17 protein-coding genes and 2 tRNA genes are annotated in these 22,584 nt (G+C 53.0%); 12 read left to right on the forward strand and 7 right to left on the reverse strand.

The features are described from left to right. The first annotated feature begins 151 nt into the window (after positions 1-151). A complete protein-coding gene (gene fadD / locus WKR14_RS10100; RefSeq protein ID WP_101056895.1) occupies positions 152-1,825 on the forward strand; it encodes a long-chain-fatty-acid--CoA ligase FadD in 1,674 nt (557 codons plus the stop codon). 71 nt (positions 1,826-1,896) lie between these two features. Beyond that, positions 1,897-3,006 carry a ribonuclease D gene (gene rnd, locus WKR14_RS10105; protein WP_339087746.1) on the forward strand — a complete coding sequence of 370 codons (1,110 nt, stop codon included), beginning with the start codon at positions 1,897-1,899 and terminating at the stop codon, positions 3,004-3,006. 187 nt (positions 3,007-3,193) lie between these two features. Here rnd and WKR14_RS10110 read toward each other — a convergent pair whose 3' ends face one another. The 3 genes from WKR14_RS10110 to gloB form a co-directional block, all read right to left on the reverse strand. Continuing rightward, on the reverse strand, positions 3,194-4,744 hold the full coding sequence (locus WKR14_RS10110; protein WP_226563875.1) for a methyl-accepting chemotaxis protein: 1,551 nt from the start codon (positions 4,742-4,744) through the stop codon (positions 3,194-3,196). 166 nt (positions 4,745-4,910) lie between these two features. Further along, positions 4,911-6,464, reverse strand: coding sequence for a LysM peptidoglycan-binding domain-containing protein (locus tag WKR14_RS10115; protein WP_224866303.1), 1,554 nt, complete (start codon positions 6,462-6,464; stop codon positions 4,911-4,913). A gap of 252 nt (positions 6,465-6,716) precedes the next feature. Then, positions 6,717-7,529 (reverse strand): hydroxyacylglutathione hydrolase, encoded by an 813-nt coding sequence (gloB, locus tag WKR14_RS10120; RefSeq protein WP_101056892.1) that lies wholly within the window; start codon positions 7,527-7,529, stop codon positions 6,717-6,719. A gap of 116 nt (positions 7,530-7,645) precedes the next feature. On the opposite strand from gloB, the gene WKR14_RS10125 reads away from it, so the two are divergent. Together WKR14_RS10125 and WKR14_RS10130 are read left to right on the forward strand one after the other, a co-directional pair. Further along, positions 7,646-8,389 (forward strand): class I SAM-dependent methyltransferase, encoded by a 744-nt coding sequence (locus WKR14_RS10125; protein ID WP_101056891.1) that lies wholly within the window; start codon positions 7,646-7,648, stop codon positions 8,387-8,389. Positions 8,390-8,394: 5 nt separating this feature from the next. Then, the gene (locus tag WKR14_RS10130) at positions 8,395-9,309 is read left to right on the forward strand and encodes a LysR substrate-binding domain-containing protein (RefSeq protein ID WP_339087695.1); all 915 of its coding nucleotides are present in this window, start codon (positions 8,395-8,397) and stop codon (positions 9,307-9,309) included. Here the strand turns inward: WKR14_RS10130 and rnhA are convergent. After that, positions 9,306-9,782 carry a ribonuclease HI gene (rnhA, locus tag WKR14_RS10135; RefSeq protein ID WP_039033210.1) on the reverse strand — a complete coding sequence of 159 codons (477 nt, stop codon included), beginning with the start codon at positions 9,780-9,782 and terminating at the stop codon, positions 9,306-9,308. The genes WKR14_RS10130 and rnhA overlap by 4 nt on opposite strands. Positions 9,783-9,854: 72 nt before the next feature. Here rnhA and dnaQ point away from each other — a divergent pair, with 72 nt between their 5' ends. From dnaQ to WKR14_RS10155, 4 genes are all read left to right on the forward strand, one after another. Further along, positions 9,855-10,601, forward strand: coding sequence for a DNA polymerase III subunit epsilon (dnaQ, locus tag WKR14_RS10140; protein ID WP_039033209.1), 747 nt, complete (start codon positions 9,855-9,857; stop codon positions 10,599-10,601). Between the two features lie 8 nt (positions 10,602-10,609). After that, a complete protein-coding gene (locus tag WKR14_RS10145) occupies positions 10,610-11,929 on the forward strand; it encodes a TIGR03503 family protein (RefSeq protein ID WP_339087696.1) in 1,320 nt (439 codons plus the stop codon). Between the two features lie 101 nt (positions 11,930-12,030). Further along, a tRNA-Asp gene (locus WKR14_RS10150) sits at positions 12,031-12,107 on the forward strand. Positions 12,108-12,158: 51 nt separating this feature from the next. Continuing rightward, positions 12,159-12,235 (forward strand) — tRNA-Asp (locus WKR14_RS10155). Positions 12,236-12,421: 186 nt separating this feature from the next. Here the strand turns inward: WKR14_RS10155 and emrD are convergent. Beyond that, on the reverse strand, positions 12,422-13,642 hold the full coding sequence (emrD, locus tag WKR14_RS10160) for a multidrug efflux MFS transporter EmrD (protein WP_286995395.1): 1,221 nt from the start codon (positions 13,640-13,642) through the stop codon (positions 12,422-12,424). 567 nt (positions 13,643-14,209) lie between these two features. Here emrD and WKR14_RS10165 point away from each other — a divergent pair. From WKR14_RS10165 to WKR14_RS10180, 4 genes are all read left to right on the forward strand, one after another. Next, positions 14,210-15,004: a tRNA-uridine aminocarboxypropyltransferase gene (locus WKR14_RS10165; protein WP_165565117.1), complete on the forward strand. Its 795-nt coding sequence runs from the start codon at positions 14,210-14,212 to the stop codon at positions 15,002-15,004. Positions 15,005-15,121: 117 nt separating this feature from the next. Then, positions 15,122-16,390: an efflux RND transporter periplasmic adaptor subunit gene (locus tag WKR14_RS10170; RefSeq protein ID WP_101056675.1), complete on the forward strand. Its 1,269-nt coding sequence runs from the start codon at positions 15,122-15,124 to the stop codon at positions 16,388-16,390. Beyond that, positions 16,391-19,531 (forward strand): multidrug efflux RND transporter permease subunit, encoded by a 3,141-nt coding sequence (locus WKR14_RS10175; RefSeq protein ID WP_339087697.1) that lies wholly within the window; start codon positions 16,391-16,393, stop codon positions 19,529-19,531. Further along, positions 19,528-20,982 carry an efflux transporter outer membrane subunit gene (locus WKR14_RS10180; RefSeq protein ID WP_286995403.1) on the forward strand — a complete coding sequence of 485 codons (1,455 nt, stop codon included), beginning with the start codon at positions 19,528-19,530 and terminating at the stop codon, positions 20,980-20,982. Before WKR14_RS10175 ends, WKR14_RS10180 begins: the two co-directional genes overlap by 4 nt. Before the next feature lie 19 nt (positions 20,983-21,001). Here WKR14_RS10180 and WKR14_RS10185 read toward each other — a convergent pair whose 3' ends face one another. Both WKR14_RS10185 and eco read right to left on the reverse strand, forming a co-directional pair. Further along, positions 21,002-21,697, reverse strand: a complete 696-nt coding sequence (locus tag WKR14_RS10185) for a tRNA/rRNA methyltransferase (RefSeq protein ID WP_101056670.1) — start codon at positions 21,695-21,697, stop codon at positions 21,002-21,004. A gap of 124 nt (positions 21,698-21,821) precedes the next feature. Continuing rightward, positions 21,822-22,367 (reverse strand): serine protease inhibitor ecotin, encoded by a 546-nt coding sequence (eco, locus tag WKR14_RS10190; RefSeq protein ID WP_101056669.1) that lies wholly within the window; start codon positions 22,365-22,367, stop codon positions 21,822-21,824. Positions 22,368-22,584 lie beyond the last annotated feature (217 nt).

The following is a 22,584-nucleotide window of genomic DNA, read 5'->3' on the forward strand; positions in this document are numbered from 1 at the left end:
TTTGCGGCGCGAAAGTTAACTACCAAGAGTCGAGGCCAAAGGCCTTAATAAGAACTTTATAAAAAATACTCAGTGCTTTGCCCGCAGATGTTGCGGGCTTTAACGACATAGAGAGTCGTTTCCGCTGAAGACGGAATTTTAGGAGAGATTTGTGGACCAGCCCTGGATTAACAGTTTGCCTGCCGACGTGCCTGCCGAAATTGATACCAGCCGCTATGCTTCCTTGCTGGAGATGTTGGAATCAGCGGTCAATACCTACGCCGATCAACCCGCATTCGTCAATATGGGTGCAACCCTGACGTACCGAAAACTGGAAGAGCGCAGCCGGGCCTTTGCCGCCTATTTGCAAAATGATCTCAAATTGCAAAAGGGCGATCGGGTGGCGATCATGATGCCGAACCTACTGCAATACCCCATCGCCCTGTTTGGTGTGTTGCGGGCCGGTATGGTTGTGGTCAACGTCAATCCGCTTTATACCCCGAGAGAGCTAAAGCACCAGTTGGTCGACTCCGGCGCCAAGGCGATAGTGGTAGTGTCCAACTTTGCCAGCACACTGGAGCAAGTGGTCGATCAAACTCCGGTCAAGAATGTGATTATTACTGGGCTTGGCGATCTCTTGAGTGCGCCCAAGCGTACCTTGGTTAATTTTGTGGTGAAGTATATCAAGCGCCTGGTGCCCAAATACTCTTTGCCACACGCCATCTCTATGCGCCGGGCGCTTCGGGCCGGTAAAAAGGCACAGTACGTCAAGCCTGTGGTCAAGAGTGATGATATCGCCTTTTTGCAGTATACCGGCGGTACCACTGGCGTTTCCAAGGGCGCCATGCTCAGCCATGGCAACATAGTTGCCAACGTATTGCAGGCCAACGGTGCTTACGCCCCTTTGCTCAACGATGGCAAGGAGTTTGTGGTAACCGCCTTGCCGCTTTACCATATTTTCGCCTTAACGGTGAATTGTTTGCTGTTCCTGCATAAAGGCGCCAATAACTTATTGATCACCAATCCAAGGGATATCCCGGGATTTGTGGCGGAACTGAAGAAAACACCTTTCACTGCTCTCACTGGGGTGAATACCCTGTTTAATGCTCTGGTCAACAGCGAAGAGTTTGCCGCTCTGGACTTCTCCCGCCTCAAACTTTCTATTGGTGGTGGAATGGCTGTGCAGCGCGCCGTGGCCGACAAGTGGCAGAACATCACCAAGACTCGTTTGCTTGAAGGATATGGCCTGACCGAAGCTTCACCTCTGGTGGCTTGTTGCCCTTACGATCTGGCCGGTTACAACGGCTCTATCGGCTTACCTGCGCCTTCGACGCAAATTCAAGTGCGTGGCGATGATGGTCAGGTGTTGCCTCAGGGGGAGACGGGTGAACTTTTTGCCAAGGGGCCTCAGGTGATGTTGGGCTACTGGCAACGTCCGGAAGAAACCACCAAAGTTATCGACAAAGATGGTTGGTTGGCCACAGGTGATATCGGCTATATGGATGAAAAAGGTTTTTTCTATATTGTTGATCGCAAGAAGGACATGATCCTGGTTTCCGGCTTCAACGTCTTCCCCAATGAAGTGGAAGAGGTGGTGGCCTTGCATCCCAAGGTGGTTGAAGTGGCTGCAGTAGGGGTACCCCACGAGGTCAGTGGCGAACTGGTGAAGATTTTTGTGGTGGCAAAAGACAAATCTTTGACCGAGAAAGAGCTTATCAAACACTGTCGCCATCATTTAACAGGATATAAGGTGCCGAAGCTGATAGAATTCAGGGACGAATTGCCGAAAACCAATGTAGGAAAGATCCTGCGCAGAGAACTCAGAGATGAGGCCAAATCTGCATAATATAGAGAGCCGGCGCCAGCCGGCTCTTGTGTTTCCGAGACCTGGAAACTCGCGCAGGATGGGAGTTGAAGTTGCAAGATTACCTGTATGTAAAAGATGACGCCACCCTGGCACAGCTGGTGGCTCAATACCGTGATGCCGAACTGCTGGTGCTGGATACCGAATTTGTACGCACCCGTACTTATTATGCTTGTTTAGGGCTTATTCAGGCCTATGACGGCAAGACCTTGGCTCTGATAGATCCCTTGGCCATCTCGGATCTGTCGGGCTTTTGGGCCTTGTTGACCGATGAGAAGATCACCAAGTTGTTGCACTCCTGCAGTGAAGACTTGGAAGTGTTTGCCCGCCAGGGTCAGTGTCAACCAAAGCCTTTGTTCGACAGTCAACTGGCAGCGGCCATTGCCGGCATGGGGCATGGCCTGGGTTATGCCAAGTTGGTGCATGAGTGTCTGGGAGTGGAGCTCGACAAGGGCGAGTCCCGTACCGACTGGTTGAAAAGGCCGTTATCAGAGGCGCAGCTCAGTTATGCCGCCAATGATGTCTATTATCTCTACCAACTCTATCCTCAGCTGCAGCAGAAACTACAGCAACAGGGCCGGATTGAGTGGGCATTGGAAGAAAGTCGGCGCATGACAGAAGGGCGTCTGGATCCGCCGGATGAAGACACGGCCTATCTTAGAGTCAAAAACGCCTTTCAGTTGAGTACACCACAATTGGCTGTGCTTAAGGTGCTGGCGGCCTGGCGTTTGCGTAAAGCGTTAGCAAAGGATATGGCGTTGGGTTTTGTCATGAAAGATCATGCCCTTATCGGCTTGGCTAAGCGTCAGCCAAGAGGGATCAATGATGTGCTTGCCATGAAAGAGCTGACAGATCATGAAAAGCGTCTTTACGCCAAAGATGTGCTCAAGGTTATGGCCAAGGCGGATATGAGTAATCTACCTGAGCCCTTGGATGTGCTGGCGCTCAAACCAGGGTACAAGAGCGCTTTCAAGAGCATTAAGCAGTGCTTGAGCGAGGTTGCAGAATCCGAAAGTGTGCCTATGGAGTTGCTTGGCTCCAAGCGTCATATTCACGAATACCTTGAATGGGTATGGGATGGCAAACAAGGGGCCTCGCCCTTGGTGTTGCAGGGATGGCGCGGTCAACTTGTGGCTGATAAATTGGCAAAATTGCCACTCTGATCCAGGTTTGACTTATATGACTTTGGAACTTGGAGACATTTGACTGGTAAATTTTTGGCATTCCCTTCAGGGAGCCGCGTTGTGTTCTAACGCGGTTTCCATGGGGAATGCCATAGGTGAACACAGGTGTTTTTACACGCTTTGACAAATGGCGCCTACCTGGAAAAATATCGCCGTTGCTTTGTTGTCAGAACTGGGCGATGAGCTCTTTTTGACGTTCGCTTTGCCTGGTGAGTTCCTTTCCATGATGGCTTGCGTCCTCACTGTTATCGGTTAAACAGCCAACGCCCTGTTGCAACTGCTCTGAATGGCGGTGTAACTGTTCTACCACACAGGCTTGCTGCTCGGTGGCAACGGCTATTTGCTGGCTATGGGCGGCAATTCGGCCCAGTGCACTGGTGGCGTCGTCCAACCGTTGCGCCAACTTTTGCTCCAGTTGCAGACTTTCTTGGGTCAGTTGCTGGCTACGCTCCATCTCGGTCACTGTCTGGCGACTTTGCAGACTGAGCTCGGCAATAATTTGATGTATTTCACCGGCGGATTCAGAGGAGCGTTTGGCTAGGTTTCGCACCTCATCTGCCACTACGGCAAATCCGCGGCCGGCTTCACCGGCTCGGGCCGCTTCGATAGCCGCATTGAGCGCCAGCAGATTGGTTTGATCGGAAAGTTGCTCAATCACTTCCAACACAGTGTTTATACTACTGCAGCGTTTGTCCAATGCCAGCAACTGTGCTTCAACCTTCGCAAGCAGAGCGGTGACTTCGCTGTTGGCGGCGCGGCTGGCGACCAGAGCTTCTAGAGTGTGCCGGTTGCTTTGCTCAAGCTCAGTCACTTCGTTGGCCGTTTCGGCTGATGTATCAGCAATCTCGGTCACGGCTCCTCTGAGTTCGTTGATGGCATCACCTTGCTGTTTCAGGGCGCCGGTTTGCTGTGCCAGTTCGCGGTAGTTGGCATCGACGGCAGCCTGATGGGCACTCAAACTGTTATCGAGGATCTCACCACTGTCTTTTATCCGTCCTGTGATGGCGAATATCTCGGCCTGCTGCATTCTCAAACTCAATTCCAGTTCGGCGAGTTCATCTGTGCTGTTGCAGTAAATAGCCTGCATTAGTGGGTTATTCTGTACTCCGCGGCTGAATTGACTGACTTTATTTAACCTTTGTTTGAGCCTGAAAAGACTCCAGCCCATCAAAGTTGCCGCTGCGCTGACCGGTGCAAGTTGCCAGAGACCGCTTAGCCAGGGCAGGGGCACCAAGGATAGCAGTGATGCACCCCAACAGAGCGCCAGCTTTGCCGTTAGCCCTATTCGAAAGCGTGGCAGTATCGATTTCCCTTGATTGATAGCCTGATAGCAGGTCTCGGCTCTGGCAATCAGCTCAGGGCTAGCCTTGGTACGTACAGATTGATATTCAACTATTTTACCCTTGCGGCGAATCGGGGTGACGTAGGCGTTGACCCAGTAGTGACCGCCGTCCTTGCGGCGGTTTTTAACCAAGCCCATCCAGCTGTTGCCACTCTTGACCTGATGCCAGAGATCGGCAAACGCCTCCTTGGGCATATGAGGATGGCGCACTATGTTGTGACCATGCCCCAAGAGTTCCTCACGAGAAAAGCCGCAAAGATCAATAAACTCCTGATTGATATGGGTGATGCGCCCTTTGAGATCTGTGGTGGATAGAATGCGGGCATTTTCCGTCACAGGTGTTTCAATGTCGGTAATGGGCAAATCTCTGTTCATCGTGATTTTGTTTAGGCTGGATTAATTCAGCGGACGATTATCAACAAAGAGGAGTGTCAAATTTGTGACAGCGCACGAATGGATTATGATTGTAATATAATAACTTGCAAAAGTTTGAACGGGATCATAAGCGGCACCTTGGGTGCCGCTTGAGTAGGAGTTTTTATCAGGTCTTGACGCGGGTCACATCCACGAACAGGGTCAACATCTGTCCGGGTTGCAGGTACTTACTGGCCTTGAGCTGGTTCCATTCCAGCAGATCATCCACACTGACATTGAACTTGCTGGCGATTCGAGCCAGCGAATCACCGGAGCGAACCTTGTATTTCACTGTGCGCATTACGGCATTGGCACTCTGGGATTGCCCAGAGGCTTTAGTCCAGATGGTCAGCTGTTTGCCGGGACGCAGCGGCGTCTTGGCGGAGATCCCGTTCCATTTCACCAGTTCATTGACACTGACGCCGTTATCCTTGGCTATCTGCCACAGGGAGTCACCGGACTTGACCTGGTAGCTGCGTTTGCTCTTGCCGGACTTATTCTGACCCAGACGTTGCTCCTTGGAGAGCGGGTAGGCCGATGCATCCTTGAGGGCGACCGGGATCAACAGGTGCTTACCGGCGACAATATTGTTGCCACTGATGCCATTGACAGAACGAATAACATCGATACTGGTATGATGCTTCTTGGCTATCATGCCAAGAGAGTCACCCTTGCGGATCTTGTATCTGAGCCAGTTGAGGCGCTCGCTTGGTTCCGTACTGGCCAGGGCAATTTCAAACTCTTTCGCTTTGTCCAGCGGCAGTACCAGCTTGTGTGGCCCTTCCGGTGCAGTGGCCCAGCGATTAAAACCTGGGTTGAACTGTTGCAACTCATTGACCTCCATGCCGGCAAGACGCGCCGCCAGGGCCAAGTCTATCTGGCTGCCGACATCGACAACTTCCAGTTTCTGCTCGTTGGCAATTGGTGTCAGGTTAATGCCGTATTTGTCGGCGTTTTTGATCACATCGGCCAGTGCCAGCAGTTGCGGCACATAACGCTCGGTTTCCTTGGGCAGCGACAGGGACCAGAAGTCTGTAGGTTGTCCCTTTTGACGGTTACGCTTGACCGCGTTCAACACCCGACCTTCGCCAGTGTTATATGCGGCAATGGCATAGAGCCAGTTCTCGCCCGTTTTTTCGTAAAGGTATTCCATCATATTCAGAGCGGCAGTGGTAGCTGCGGGAACGTCGCGGCGTCCGTCATACCACCAGTTGATCTCCAGGCCAAAATGCAACGCCATTGGCGAGGTAAACTGCCATAATCCTGAGGCGGCACCATGGGAGTAGGCGAAAGGATCGAAGGCACTTTCCACTATCGGCAGCAGTGCCAGCTCCATCGGCAGTTTGCGCTCTTCTATCTGCTCGACAATCAGATACATGAAGGGAGCGGCTCGCTCGGAGATCTGCTCCAGGTGTCTTGGATTATCTATGTACCATTGACGGTATTGGCGCACCAGCTTTTCATCGGGAACCGACATATTGAGTTGGTTGCGGATCCGCTGCCACACGTCAGTGACAACAATTTCCGGCTCGCTGATGACTTGTGGAGCCTGAGTAATGATCGGAGCTGGGGTGGCCTTAACCGGCGCTTCGGCAGTAGACTCCGGCGCTTGAGATAGCAGCTGACAGCCGCCAAGCAGGGATAGGCTCCCCGCCAATATAAAAAATCTGATTTGCTTCAAAAACAGCAATCCTCGAATGATGGCCTGAACAGACAGGCAAACGCACATCAAACGGAAACCCGGGATAGGCCTGGTCCCTTGGCCCGGGATAGTACCTTGGGTGGTATTTTTACCCTGGTTTGGTTTCCGTGGTGAAAAAGAAGCGTCGTCACTGAAAGCCAATATTGTCATTTAAAACAACTAGATAAATATATCTTGGCTGAACGTTGTCATAATAACGACACAAAAAAGCGGCTTATTGTAACCCGGTTTTCAGAAATTGTCTTTCCATTGCCTGAGAACTGCAAAGCGGCTCACGGGATCATTGCAGGGCTGACCGCTGTGGGATTCGAGCCTGCTCTGCAGTGTGTTCTTTTGGCAGCGCATAAAGGGGTTGATGGCCTTTTCACGGCCAATAGTAGAGGGGAGTGTGGGTTGTTGCTGCTCACGCAGCGCTTCTGCGGTAAGCATGTAATCTGCAAGCGCTTGGTTGTCCGGCTCAATAGCTTTGGCAAAACGCAGATTGGCCAAAGTGTACTCATGGGTGCAATACACCTTGGTGCTGTCATCGAGGGCGGCAAACTGACCCAAAGAGTGGTACATCTGCTCGGCGCTGCCTTCAAACAGGCGGCCGCAGCCGGCGCAGAACAGGGTATCGCCGCAAAAGAGTGCATCGTCAATCAAATAAGCGATATGATCCAGCGTGTGCCCGGGAACCTTAAACACTCGGCACTCAAGAGCAAACTGGCCATTTCCTGGCTCAAGCCGATATCCGCCTTCCTCTGTTAGTGGCTGGGTAATGCCTTTGATGGCCGGATTGGCTGGCCCGTAAACCGGGAGCGAGTCGAAAGCTTCCTTCAAGGCCAGGATGCCGCCGGTATGGTCGCTGTGGTGGTGAGTTATCAGTACTCCGGCCAAAGTCAGGTCATTTTGTGCCAAAAATGCCAATACGGGCGCGGCATCACCCGGGTCTACCACCCAACAACTATCACCTTTGGGGGCGACTATGGCCCAGATATAGTTGTCATCGAAGGCAGCTATCGGCGTTATCTGAGGCCGGGCACGGGTGACATGGACGTTGGACATAAGCTCAAAGCTCCTTTAAGTCGGCGGGATCAGTTTCAATTTTACTGAGCCTCATACTTGCTTGTATAGGGGATTCGTTATTAAGCTGAGCCTAGAATGGCTTAACCGGAGTATCTATGCCTCTCTCGTCTGAGTCCAGACCCAGTTCCTGGGACAGTTTGCCTGCCGGTGAGACTATCAAACGTGAGCTGGAAAGCAAACTGACCTATTGGTGGCCCAGGGTGTTTGGTTATCATTTGTTGCGCCTGGGTGCCTTAAGCCGCGAACTCGAGATCAAAAATTGCCCGGTCGGGCATCAATTTTCCCTTTATCCAGATAAAGGTGCTTCGATAGTTGCCGATTTTGCCGAGCTGCCGCTGGCCCCGGCCAGCATAGATGCAGTAGTGATGAACCTGGTGCTGGAGTTTGAGGCGGATCCTTATCGGATTTTGCGTGAAGCCGACCGGGTGCTGGTCAGCGGCGGTTATCTTTTTATAGTAGGAATTAATCCATTCAGTTGCGCCTTTTTCGGCAAGCTGCTGCCCAGGTTTCAGCAGGCCTTACCCTGGAGTGGTCAGTTCTTTATGCCGGCCAGGGTCAAGGACTGGCTGGGGCTTTTAGGGTATCAGTTGGTGCACGATGAGCGGCTCTTGTATCACTCGCTGCTCAGCGAGGCGGCGCCCTTGAGGATATGGCATCATTGGCAGCAAAAATGGCTACCGGGTACCGGTTCGCTGTATCTGTTGGTGGCCCGCAAGCTGGATTCGCCGTTGACCCCTTTGGGGGATAAGCGCCGCCAGCGGATCCCTGGTTGGCAACCCACGCCAACGCCGGGATTCTCCGGCAGGCAATTGGAGCGCCACACTAAAGAAGAGCAATAATTTTAATGCGTATCACCCTGAAACAGCTGATGATTTTTGAAGCCGTAGCCCGTACAGGCCAGGTGGCCAAAGCGGCAGAGCGGATTAATCTTTCCGCGCCGGCTACCTCGATGGCACTGTCAGAGCTTGAAAAGCAACTCGATGCCCGTTTATTTGAGCGTATTGGCAACCGTTTGCAGCTTAACTCCCAAGGCAGCTTGCTGTTACCGCTGGCCAGCGATGTGCTGCAGCGCATCGAGCGTATAGAGCAGGCTTTTACTCCGAGCAACCACGAGCTGGCCGGTATGTTGAATGTCAGTGCCAGTTCCACCATAGGCAATTTTCTGCTGGCCAAGGCGGCGGTGGCATTCAGCCAGCAACATCTTCAGACTCAGGTCGACTTGGCGATAGACAATACCCGCAAGGTTATTCGCGATGTGGCCGAGTTTCGCGCCGAGTTGGGCTTCATTGAAGGTTACTGCCTCGATAGTCGTATCGCCGTATTGCCCTGGCATCAGGACTGCCTCAAGGTATTCTGCCATCCGGCGCACCCGCTGGCGGGAAGCAAGGTCTCGCCAAGCGAGCTCAAGGGGCTCTCCTGGGTATTGAGAGAAGAGGGCTCAGGCACCCGGGAGTACTTTGTCGATGCTGCCAACCGCCTTGACCTGCAGCCAGAGGCCCGTTTCTGTTTTCCAACTCCCGATGCCATCAAACAGGCGGTGAAGCAGGGCGCCGGGCTCGGAGTCTTGTCCGAGCTGACACTGGATAAAGAGCTGGCCCGTAGAGAACTGGCGTTGGTTGAGGTGGAGGGGCTGGCGCTTGAGCGGCCGTTTTACCTTATTCGCCACAAGAGCCACAGCCTGACGCCATTGGCGCAGGCCTTTATCGACTTTTGCGGCAAATTTTTGAAACTCAAGACAGTCGCGGACAAAGGGATTTAGAGGCTGTCCTGATAACCCTTATCGATTGTGGCAGGGTTGGCTTCGGCGGCTTCGCGGGCCAGGGCATCGCAACGCTCGTTCTCCGGGTGTCCGGCGTGGCCCTTGACCCAGCGCCAGTCTATCTGGTGTTGTTGCGTGGCCTTATCCAGCCGCTGCCAGAGATCGACATTTTTCACCGGCGTCTTGTTGGAAGTGACCCAGCCTTTTTTCTTCCAGCCGTGGATCCATTGGGTGATCCCCTGGCGCATATATTGGCTGTCGCTGGTCAGCACGATTTTACAAGGCTCTTTCAGGCTTTCCAGCGCGATAATGGGGGCCAGCAACTCCATGCGGTTGTTGGTTGTCAGGGCAAAGCCACCGGAGAGTTCTTTGGTATGTTGTTTATAACGCATGACGACACCATAGCCGCCGGGGCCGGGGTTGCCCAGGCAAGAGCCATCGGTGTATATCTGGATCTGTTTCAGTTCGCTCATCAAGTTGTTACCATATCCGGCAAATGCGGGCGAGTATACCCGTAAATTCACTCAGGAAGCTGCAAAAAATAGATGAATATCATATCGAATGCCAGTCGGCAGATCATTCTTGATACCGAAACCACAGGTATGAACCAGGGCGCAGGCCCCGTATATCAAGGCCACAGGATCATTGAAATCGGCTGTGTGGAAGTGATTAACCGCCGCCTGACCGGCCGCACTTTCCATCAATACATTAATCCGGGGCAACCCATTGATGAAGAAGCGATCGCGGTTCACGGTATTACCAATGAGAGAGTGGCCAACGAACCCAGATTCCATGAAATTGCCGCCGACTTTATCGCTTTTATTCAAGGGGCTGAGATTGTGGCTCACAACGCCTCGTTTGACGTGAGCTTTATGGATCATGAGTTTTCCATGACCAACCCCAGGGGACCGGTGACGGCGGATATTTGCCAGATCCTCGACTCCTTGGCCATCGCCAAGTTTTTGCACCCAGGGCAAAAGAACAATCTGGACGCCCTGTGTAAGCGCTACCATATAGACAACTCCCGCCGTGAATATCACGGCGCTTTGCTCGATGCCGAGATCCTCGCCGACGTATATCTGGCGATGACAGGTGGCCAGACCAAGTTCAACCTCTCCAGCGATCAAGCCGGTCAGGAAGCCGGTGGCATCATGCGTCTCGATACCAATCGCGCAAAACTTAAAGTGATCGCCGCATCGGCCGATGAACTGAATATGCATGAGCAAAGGCTCGATTTAGTCGCAAAATCAGGCAAGTGCCTCTGGCGTGACGAGCCACAACCTATGGATTGAAGGAAGTAATGGGATTGAGACCAGCGCTGGGCCTCATAGTGTGCCTGCTGCTTGGCCTTGGGGGGGCGACAGCTGCCGAGATAGTCCCCAAGGAACAGGCTTCAGAGCTTAAGAATCGTTTTCGGATCGATCATATGGTCGACAGAATCGTACTGCTGGTGCAGCGGGAATACGGCTCCGCCCCTGTAGTGGTGGTCTTGCCCGATGGCAGTAAATGGTATGCCTCGCGCCACCCGGAGAATGTCAAGTGGACCGATGGGGTTACAGGCGACATGATTTCGGTGGAAAACCCTGTGCCGGGGCCTTGGCAGCTTATCGGTAAAGTGGTGCCCGGCTCGCAAATTACCCGGGTTTCCGAGCTGGGGATTGAGGTGGATGAACTACCTCAGCCTCTTTATCAAGGCGAACGGCTTAAATTGACAGCCCATCTCACCGGTGACTCGCTGAGAATGCGGCTGCCTGGGCTTGAATATTTATTGAGATGGACCGCGCGTTTTGCCTCATCCCATCAACCAGGTGATGAAAACTTTGCTGCCGGCACCCTGATTGTCGGCAGTTATCAGGATAACGGTGAAGCGCTGGATGAAAGGCCAGATGACGGCACTTTCACTGCAAACATTAACCTCAACCAGCCCTGGGGGGATTACACCCTGCAGGTCAATGTGCAAAACGATGTGTTTGAACGTGAGTTTAAACAGGTATTTAGATTGGAGCCTACTCCCGTGGACATCAAGGTGCTGGAGCCGGACGACCCTTTGACTCAGCCATGGGGCCTGTCGCTGAGTGCCAACCCTGATATTCTGCGCCTTGAGGAAACCTATTTTGATCTAGAACTCTTGGGACCGGCTGGGTTGCAATTGCCTTTTACCGTGCGTCAGCCCAAGGAAGGTACCACACAGCTTGTGTTGCCCCAGGTGAGTGATTTTGGCAGTTACCGTATCAAGGGCACTGTCTTCAGCACAGACAAGCAGGGAAGGGAGCTGGTATTGAGTTTGCCGGAGCGTTTCTTCAATTTCGTCGAGCCTCCCAAGCCGCCACCGAGCGCCGAAGAGATGGCCGCTAGGGCTGCAGCAATAGCAGCCAAAGAAGAGGCGGCTGCCAAACAAAGTGCCCTTTACCTGATAATAGGCGGTAACGTCTTGCTGCTGCTGTTTGGGATCGGCGCCATTCTATTTTGGCGCAAGCGCCAAAGTTTGAAACAGGCCTTGGCTGCGGCTGAGGCCCAAATGCTGGTTCAGCAACAGCCCACTCCCGAGGTTAATACGTTACAGGAAATCGATTTGACGCTGCCGGATGAGGATGAGCAAAAATCAAACAGAACACTTTGATTATTAGTGGTTTGCTGATTTTTTGGCTGGTTGAGAGCCGATTAAAGAAAAAGTTGTTGACGCTGGCATAGGCTCTACGTATTATTCCCGGCAACTTGAGTGGAGCGGTAGTTCAGTTGGTTAGAATACCGGCCTGTCACGCCGGGGGTCGCGGGTTCGAGTCCCGTCCGCTCCGCCAATCAAGTCAGCCAGTTAAAACTTTATTGCCCAGGCGATAAAGTAAAATATTGGAGCGGTAGTTCAGTTGGTTAGAATACCGGCCTGTCACGCCGGGGGTCGCGGGTTCGAGTCCCGTCCGCTCCGCCAAAATAGGAAGCCCAAGCTATTCAATAGCTTGGGCTTTTTTGTTGTCGCCTTTTAACATTTTTCATCAAACTCTTAGTGAGCCAGAGCTGCTTCTTGTTGTTGAACGCATTACAACAAGACGGATAGCCCGCCTTGTTGTTGAACGCATTACAACAAGACGGATAGCCCGCCTTGTTGTGGCCGTGTTTAGAGTGGATCTCCAGCTGTATGTACATCAATATCCGGATGGGTTCTGGCATAGTTAAGTGCCAACACCACCAGCACCACCATGGAAGAAGTTAAAAGCCCTATGCTGAGTTGCCCCATCATGGGCACCAGCGACATCAACATGGCCGCGAGACCGGCGGCAAAGTTCTGCAGGCCACCGAGCAGGGCGCCGGCAACCCCGGCTTGGCGCGGGAAGGGCTCGAGCGCAGCCGATGTCAGTGCCGGAAACAGTATGCCGGCTCCGGTAAAGAAGAGCACAGAGCCAATCAGTAGGCACCAGCCTATCACCAGAGTTGACAGGCCGGGCAGTAGTAAAAATAGCGCCCCGGCGCCCAGCAGAGCTACGCCGTGGTGAAACAGTTTATGCAGTGATGCCTGTCTGCCGGCATACCAGGCGCCCAGCAAGTAGCCCGGAATAGGGGCCACGAAATAGCAACTGACCATCATGGGACTCATGGCCAACACCTGACCATAGAGAATACCGGCAATAGCCTCAAAGGCGGCAATCCCGGCGAAGGTAGCCACCAAAGACAGCAGATAACCGCGAAAGGCTCTGTGTTTGAGCACCAAGGCATAAGACTTGAGCACAGATTGCGGCTGGCGTTTTTCTTTGGGCAGGGATTCCTTGAATTTCAGCGCCAGGGTGATTACCACGCAGACACCGAAAAATGCCAGGAACCAATACACGGCATGCCAGCCATAATGCATACTCAACACCCCGCCAATAAAAGGAGCCAGCAGCGGTGAGAACACCACGGCCATGGACACGTAACTGTTGAAGCGCACCAGTTTTTCACCGAAGAAGAAATCTCTTGGAATAGAACGGCAAAGGGCGCCGGCACTGGCGGTGCCGCAGCCTTGAATGGCACTGGCAAGCAACAAGGTGTTAAAGCTCTCGGCGCAGGCGGCAATGATAGCGCCTACGACGAACAGACTGAGACCGATAAGCAGCAGTGGTTTGCGGCCGAATCTGTCCGATACCGGGCCATAAATAAATTGCAGTAGGCCATAGGCCAACAGATAAGTGCCCATAATCGCCTGCAACTGACCGGCGCTGACACTGAATTGCTCACCCATCATAGGCAGAGCGGGCACAAAAATGGTTTGGGCTATCTGGCCGCAGGCGACCATCATCACCAGCATGATTAACAGGGGGCTCAAGGATACGCCGGAAACATTCTCATCAGGTACCACAGTCAATACTCCACAACCTTGATACAGAACTAAAAGATCGTTTGGGAAGATACGCAAAGACGGGTGCCGGATAAGGAGGCGCACCTTCCTGCTCGGGGTCTCCCCGAGACGGGCGCTATCATACTCGGCAATTTTGCAATTTCAATGACAGAAGTCGCTGTTAAACAAGAAAAAACTAGAATTATTGATAACTTTTTATCTGGCACAACAGTATGTAATTAATAGTTTACACTTGTTGGGTTGATTCTTGGGCAAGGCCAACAACAAGTCACCTCTGCGCCCCCCTGTTTCCCCCGGCTTTATTGGTTTTGAAGTCAGCAGTTGAATATTGGTTTGGAATAATAAGTTTACATTCTGCTTTGGCAAATTAATTTTTGGAACTCAGCACTGTTATTCGTGTTATCGGCAAGCGGCAAGTGTTCCATCCTGGAAAGAGTGAGGTTAAAGCGCTTGCTGCAACCAGGATGCGGCAGTAAACTGCGCCGGCCATTGGGTTCGGCTGTCACAGCCTTAACACCGCACCTAATCCCGTGGCACAAACTAGCTATTAAGTCATTGTTATTCGGAAAATTCATGTCAATTCAATCTCACGCGGTTCACCGCTTGTATGAATACCGTCAGTCGTTGTCGACCAAGCCTTATGCATCAAGGGGTAAGAATCTTGTTCGCTGTGGCCGTTGCTTGCTGGAGCAAAGCTTTTGTACCTGTGAGCACAGGCGCCTGTTGCCTTCCAAGGCGGCATTTGCTCTGGTTATGTATGATGCCGAGGTATTGAAACCCAGCAACAGTGGGCGTTTGATAGCAGATCTCATTCCGGATACCCATGCCTTTCTCTGGTCGCGAACTCAGCCGGACCCTCAACTCTTGGCCTTGTTGGAAAACCCGGATTATCAGCCTTATTTGGTGTTCCCCGGGGAATATGCCTTACCCGGGCAAGAGGTGGTGACTGAGGCTTTGAGTGAGGTGCTCGCTAATCAGGGAGAGCCAGAGCAAGCCAAGCGGCCGCTGTTTATTTTGCTCGACGGCAGTTGGCGTGAGGCGGTGAAGATGTTTCGCAAGAGTAGTTATTTGCATCAATTACCTATGCTGTCATTCAGCGCCGAAACCTTGGCTCGCTATCAGCTCAGAAAGGGTAGTCGCGACTTTCAGATGGGCACCGCCGAAGTGGCGATATTAACTCTGCAGTCTTTAGGAGAAGAAGGCTGCGCCGACGCTTTGGATACCTGGTTTAAGCTCTTTATCAGCAGCAGTCTGGCAACCCGCAGTCGCTTGGTAAAACACAAGCCAGAACAAATTCAATTACTCAAACAGCAGTTTGCCCGCCAGGTCACCGATTTGTATTCTGAACAGATAACTTATCATCCCTAACCAGGGATGATAATTGACAAGTAGCTTCAAGCACTTACACTGGGAAATAAAACAATCTGGCACCAAACGCCGGGTTGTTGAGCCATCAGGACCGCCCATTGAATGTTGGAAGCTGCCATGTCCTTTGTTGTTACTGCACTAAAACCCGTGTTTGCCCGCAAGGGTTGTTTTAATCACTCGACTGTCCCACTTTTTGTCTTGCCACTGCTTATTGTCAGTGGCTTTTTGTTGCTCGGCTGTGAACCTGAACCCGTGGCCATCACTCCCAAATTGGTGGTGGTGGAAGAGGTCGAGCAGGCGACTGTGCCTGTTTACGGTAATTATGTCGGTATCACCAAAGCTTCATTGGATGTGGAGGTCAGGGCCCGAGTCGACGGCTTTGTCGAGGAGCGACTCTTTACCGAGGGCAGTGCGGTCAATGCCGGCGATATCTTATACAAGATAGATAACAAGCCCTATAACGCTGTGGTTAACCGACTCAAGGCCAATGTCGAGTCGCAGCAGGCGATATTGGAAAAGGCGCAGCGGGATGTGAAGCGTCTGAAACCTCTCTATGAACAGGATGCCGCCAGTCAGTTGGATTATGACAATGCGCTGTCGGCGTTGGCTCAGGCCAAGTCGGCCTTGGCCGCCGGTCATGCTGAGCTGGAAGAAGCGCTGCTGGAGCTTAGTTACACTGAGATAAAGGCACCGATCGCAGGTTTAGTCAGCCGCTCAGAGGTGGATATCGGCGCCTTGGTCGGTAGCCAGGGGCAATCCTTGCTGACACGGGTGAAGCAGGTGAATCCCATCTATGTCAATTTCAATATGTCGGCGCTGGATTACCTCAATGCCAGACGTCGTATGACCAGTTATAACCAGCAACAGGAAGCAGAAACCGAAGGCAAGGCGGTAGAGGGGTTTGTACGTATCACTTTGCCGGACAACAGTGAATATCGCTATCTGGGTAACGTCAGTTTCACCGACCCCCAGGTTAATTCCAGCACAGGTACTTTCGAGGTGAGGGCGGTTTTGCCCAATCCGGACAAAGAGTTGCTGCCGGGTCAGTACACCAATGTCAGAATCAAACTCAGTGAGATAGACAATGCCATAGTGATCCCGCAGCGTTCGACCCAGGTTGATCAGGGCGGCGTGTATGTGATGGTGGTGATGCCGGACAATAAGGTAGAACGGCGCTTTATTGTGATTGAGCATCAGGGGCCGGAGGGTGTGGTGGTCAAGAGTGGTCTCAACGCCGGTGAGCGTGTGATAGTCGAAGGCATGCATCGTGTGCGTCATGGCCAACTGGCTGAGCCGCTTGATGCCAAAGAGTATCAAAAGCGTCTCGACGAGCAGGAAAAGAAAGAGGCGCTGGAACAGCAATCAAAAGAACAGGAGCGTAACTAGATGGCTCAGTTCTTTATCGGCCGACCTGTATTCTCGGCTGTTATTAGTATTGTTATTGTGCTCTTGGGCTTGATCGCCATGTTCCAGCTGCCTGTGGATCAATATCCCTATATCACGCCGCCGCAGGTGAGTATCTCGGCTTCCTATCCGGGAGCAGCCTCCACAACCGCCGCCGAGTCCGTGGCAACACCGCTGGAACAGGAGGTCAATGGTGTGCCCAATATGATCTATATGAGCTCCAAGAGCACCAATTCCGGCGGCACCAATGTCACCATTACCTTTGATGTAGGCACAAGCCCGGATCTGGCGGCAGTGGATGTGCAGAATGCTACTCAGCAGGCTCTGGGTAATTTGCCAATCAATGTGCAAACCGAAGGTGTTTCTGTCTCCAAGGATTCCTCGGTGGAACTGCTCAAGCTGGCATTGACCTCCAAAGATCCCCGTTTCGATGAAATTTACCTCTCCAACTACGCCTCCATTAATATCGAATCGGCACTGAGACGGATCCCAGGCGTTGGTCGTACCCGGAACACCGGCTCCCGCAGTTATGCCATGCGGGTGTGGCTGCGTCCGGATGCCATGGCGGGACATAGCCTGACCACGACAGATGTTACTGACGCCATCAAGGCACAAAACAAGGAAACCCCGGCCGGTACTGTGGGTACCCAGCCCAATAGTGATGCCTTGAGCCAGACCTTACCGATAACCGCCAGTGGGCGTTTGTCCAGTGTCAGGGAATTTGAAGAGATCATAGTTCGCGCCAATTCGGATGGATCCATCATTCGCCTGCGCGATATTGCCAGGGTGGAGCTCGGCTCCTCGGCTTATACCTTGCAATCCCAACTCAATGGCCAGAATGCCACTATCTTGCAGGTGTATCTGTTGCCCGGAGCCAACGCGCTTGAGGTGACCCGTAAGGTCAAGGAAACCATGGCTGAGCTGGCGACCAAGTTTCCCAGTGGTATGGAATGGCAGGTGTTTTACGATGCTTCTGTGTTTATTGAAGAATCCATCGATGAGGTGGTGCAAACCCTGATCGAAGCCCTGGTGTTGGTGGTGCTGGTGGTATACCTGTTCTTGCAGAATTGGCGGGCGACTCTGATCCCGGCGATTGCGGTACCTGTCTCCCTGATTGGGACATTGGCCGCTATGTTGGCCTTCGGTTTTACCATCAATACCGTCAGCCTGCTGGCACTGGTTTTGGCCATTGGGATTGTGGTCGACGATGCGATTGTGGTGGTGGAAAACGTCGAGCGACTTATCAATGAAAAGGGTATGAGCCCGATGGCGGCCACCCGCAGCGCCATGAAAGAGTTATCCGGTGCCTTGATAGCAACCAGTTTAGTGCTGTGCGCCGTGTTTGTACCTGTGTCTTTTCTTGCCGGGATCACCGGCATTATGTACCGCGAATTTGCCGTCGCCATTGCCGTGGCGGTGCTGCTCTCCACTGTGGTGGCATTGACCCTGAGTCCGGCACTTTGCGCCTTGCTGCTGCGCCCGGGCGATGCGGCCAACAGCGGTTTTTTCTTCTGGCTCAACAACCGCCTCTCCAAATTGACCGACAAATATGTGTCCCTGGTAGGCTTAGCCAACAAACATGCGCGGCGCAGTTACCTGGTGTTTGGCGCTATGGTGGTGGCGGTTTGGTACATCATGAGCCATTTGCCATCGAGCTTTATGCCGGATGAGGATCAGGGGCGTTTCTTCATCGATATGACGCTGCCGGCCGGAGCGACGGTTAACCGCACCCAAGAAGTGCTCAAGATTGCCGAGCGCCATGTGCTGGCTCATCCTGCTGTCGCCTGGTCTTTTACCCTGGCGGGGGAAAACCGCCGCTCTGGGTCGAATCAGGCCAATGGCCAGTTTGAAGTGATCCTCAAACCCTGGGCCGAGCGAGAACAAAATCAAGCCACTGTGCAGAAGGTGATGAAAGAGCTTAAATATCAGCTCAACCAAGTGTTGCAGGCCGAGTTCAACCTCTACCTGCCATCGGCCGTGCCCGGTCTGGGTAACGGCTCCGGGGTGGAGATGGTGTTGCAGGATACTTCGGGAACCAACTTCAAGGGGCTGATGGAAACCAGTAACGAGTTGGTGGAGCTGCTCAAGCAGCAACCTGAGGTTGCGGCAGCGGCCATGTCGTTGCAGGGTTCTATTCCACAGCTGTACCTCTCGGTCAATGAAGTCAAGGCGATGGCTATCGGGGTGGATGTGGCCGATCTCTACAGCACTATTAAGACCTTTACCGATTCGGCCACGGTCAATGATTTTAATCTGTTTGGCCGGGTGTATCGGGTCAGGGTACAGGCCGAAGACAGTTATCGTCAGTTTCCCCAGCAGATTAAAGATTACTATGTCCGGTCATCCAATGGTGCCATGGTGCCCATCGGAGTTCTGGCCGACTATGAATATACTGTGGGGCCGGCAGCTGTGACCCATTACAACCTGTTCTCCAGTGCGTCCATCAATGTCACTCCGGCGCCCGGATATGCGACCGGCGATGTGATAAAAGCTATCGACAGGGTGGCCAAGCCCATGTTGCCGCCCGAGTTCAAGTATGAATGGACCGGGCTCACTTTCCAGGAAGTGCGCTCGGCCAACCAGACCAGTATCGCCATTACGCTGGCCTTGGTGTTCGTGTTCCTGTTTTTGGCGGCGCTGTACGAGAGTTGGACCATTCCTGTGGCCGTGCTGCTTATTGCGCCCATCGCCATGCTGGGAGCCTCGTTGGCGACACTGCTCAGTGGTATGCAGAGCAATCTCTTCTTCCAGGTCGCCTTTATTGCGCTTATCGGGATGGCAGCTAAAAACTCGATTTTGATTGTCGAGTTCGCCAATCAACTTCACCGAGAGGGCCGTTCACGGCTTGAGGCAGCAATGGAAGCCGCCGCGATGCGCTTCAGGCCGATTTTGATGACCTCCATGGCCTTTATTCTCGGTGTCTTGCCACTGGTGTTATCGGCCGGACCCGGCTCAGTCAGTCGCCACTCGGTATCTATTCCTATCCTCGGCGGCATGGTGCTGGCCACCAGCATAGGGATTGTACTGGTGCCATTGTTCTTTGTGACCACAGCCACTTGGGTACGCGCCAAGGTTAAGGGTGACTCGGGAAGGCAAAAGCCGGCAACGGAGGAAGGCTTATGATGACCGGAGTATTAGCCATGAGCCAAGAGAAGCCGAACAAGAGCCTTGTCAGCTGCAAACGCACTAGACCGGCGCTAGTCGCTTTGATACTTTCCTTAAGCCTTTGGGGCTGCACTCTGGGGCCGGATTATCAGCGCCCCGAGCTCAATATGCCGGCGCAGTTTGATAAGGCGCTGCCGCAAGTCGAGGCCGATGAAGCCGTTGCAGATGAGTGGCAGGCGTTTTTCCTCAATCCCGAGCTGCAGATACTTATTCGTCAGGCGCTGAATAACAATATCAACCTGGCGATGATGCAGAGTAGGCTGCGAGCCGCCAGAGCCGAAGGGCGGGTGGTCGATGCGGCCCTGTGGCCCGAGCTTGGGCTGGAGTTTGAAGCCGAACGGTCACTCAGCAGCGCCATTACCAATAAAGATCCCAGTGCCGAGACAGATGTTAATTTCAATGGGGTCGCTTCATGGGAGCTGGATGTTTGGGGCGCCAACCGCCGGGCCAGTGAGGCGGCGCTTGCCAATACTCTGTCGCAGGCAGAGCTGCTTGAGGCGTCCCAAATCAGCCTTATCAGTGATATCGCCACTGCCTTTTACGAGCTGACCGATATAGAGCAAAGGCTTAAGATCTCCCGGGAAACGGCCGAGATCCGCGCCAAGGAACTGCAACTGGCTAGACTCAGGCGAGCCAACGGGATGATCTCAGGGCTTGATGTACACCAGGCGGAAGTGGAATATCAATCCGCCATGGTGACCTTGCCTCAGCTCGAATATGACAGCAAGGCCAAGCGCAATCAGTTGCTTATCTTACTGGGGGCTTATGATCACCCCTTGCCAGAGCTTCCTAAATTGGTGAGCAGTGAATTTCCAGAATCTTTGGCAGTTGGAGTGCCTTCACAGTTACTGTCGCGCCGGCCGGATGTACGTGCCAGTGAGCTGGCTCTGGTAGCCGCCACGGCGGAGGTAGGGGTGGCCAAGAGTGCGTTTTTCCCCGGGTTTACCATTACCGCCGAATATGGCCGCGGATCCGATAGCCTGGATAACCTTTTCAGCTCAAAGGGGCTCACCTGGTCGCTGCTCGGTGGGATCACGGCGCCGATTTTCAATGCCGGCAAGATAAGCGCCGAATATGAGATAGCCAACGAGGCGCAGCTGCAGGCCATGCTTGCTTATCGCAGCACGGTATTGAACGCCTATATGGAAGTGCGTAATGCGATGAATGATTATCAGAGAACACAGCAGGCTCTGATAGAGCAGCAACGCTTGCTCGATGCTTCCTCTGAATACGTGCGCCTGGCGCGGCTCAGATACCAGAACGGTGTCGCCACTTCGCTTGACTTGATGGATGCTCAGCGCCAACACTTCAGCGCCGAGCTGTCATTGAGCGAGTCAAAACGCGATAAGTTGCTGGCTATGATAGCCCTCTACCGTGCCTTGCGTGGTGGCGCGCCGGCGAAGAGTTAACCCTGGGATCATCGCAAGCTCAGGTAAGTTTCTTGAGGATATCGCCCAGCAGTTGGTGGGCCATTTTGGCGTCTCTGTCACTTAAGCGAGATAGGCTTTCATTTAACCACAGGCTTAACTTGGCATCATCGGCGGCATCGACTCTTTCCAGCAGAGTGGCGGCTTTTTGTTTGAGGGCGCTGAGTTGCGGCAAAGGCGATTGAGCATCTTTCAGCCCCAGGTTGCCATCGGCACAAGCCAAAGCTTGACCCAGAGCGTAGGAATAGACCATTACGGCTTGCGCCAGATTGAGGGAAGGGTATTCGGTAGCCAGTGGTACGTAGCTGAGCAAGTCACAAATCGCCAAGTCGGCGTTACTCAAACCGCTGGCCTCACAGCCAAAGACGATGGCGGTGCGCTTCAGCTGTTCCTGCTGATGGCTCAGTTGTTCGCCGAGTTCTGCCGGGCTTAAATAGTGTCTTGGGCTGCCGCGCTCTCTTGCCGTGGTGGCCACCATAAGCTCAAACTCTTCTCTGAGCTCCTCCAGGCTGGCCACTTCCCGGATGTTGGTCAGTATGTCCTCGGCGCCGCAGGCGACCCAGGTCGCTTCCTCTTCCCGGTGAGCTTGCGAATTCACCACAATGAGTTCACTGAACCCTTGGGTCTTGATGGCGCGGGCGGCGGCGCCAACATTGGCAGCGCGAGCAGGAGAGACGAGTACAAAGCTGAGTTTCATCCGAAAAAGGCTCTAAAGGAAAACTGCAGCGATTATAAGGTTCTGCAATCGAGAATAAAGCAAAAAAGCTGCAAACAGCCGGGAAAAGGTCTGTTGCAGCTTTATGTGATCTTAAGTCGCTGTGTTACTTGGAGTAGCTGAACACAGTGTCGGCGCGCCACACCCGGTAGCGCAGCTCGGCATCTTTAGGCAGATAGATAACCATAGGCAACTTGCTGTTATATCTCAGCTTGTATTCCCCCGGAATGCGAACAAACTCCTCATGCTTGGCCTTATCGAAGCAGGCCATCATGGTCGAGCGTCCCGGGCCAATTTCATCCAGCTCCCAATAGGTGTAACCCCAACCTTTGAGATCCATCTGCTTTAGCTCGCCCATCAGGCCGTGTTTGTTGCAGTCAACCATCTGGGTTTGGCCCACCTGAATTTCAACCATGTAGTCGTCTTCGTTTTCCAATTGGGGCAGAGTCAGTATGTGTTGCACCATGCCTTCTTTGGGAGCGGGGAACATCTTGCTGCTATCCTGCGGTTGATAGCTGGTGGCATCAAATTGGTTTGCAGTAATCATGTTCTGGTTGTATCCCTGTGGATGCGGCGGGCTGACTGCCAAAACTTGGGCAGATAACAAAGCGGAAGCGATAAGTGCCAGTTTCAGTTTGCCGGACTTAAGCATAGGTTTTCTCCTTATGTGCCCGCTATGGGCTGAAATCAACTATTGGATTGGCGCTATGTATGATTGCGCTTTGTAGAGTTAAACGGCCAGCGGCTGAGAAAGGGTTATTTATTTTCAAAAAATCATAAATAATTTTGTATTGCCATACAAATCAAAATAGTACCCGAGCTAAATTCAGGTAATTGAGAGCTAAAACGCCCGCCAGGTGTAGCCTGGC

The organism is Shewanella chilikensis (assembly GCF_037953065.1).
GTDB classification, from domain to species: Bacteria; Pseudomonadota; Gammaproteobacteria; order Enterobacterales; family Shewanellaceae; genus Shewanella; species Shewanella chilikensis.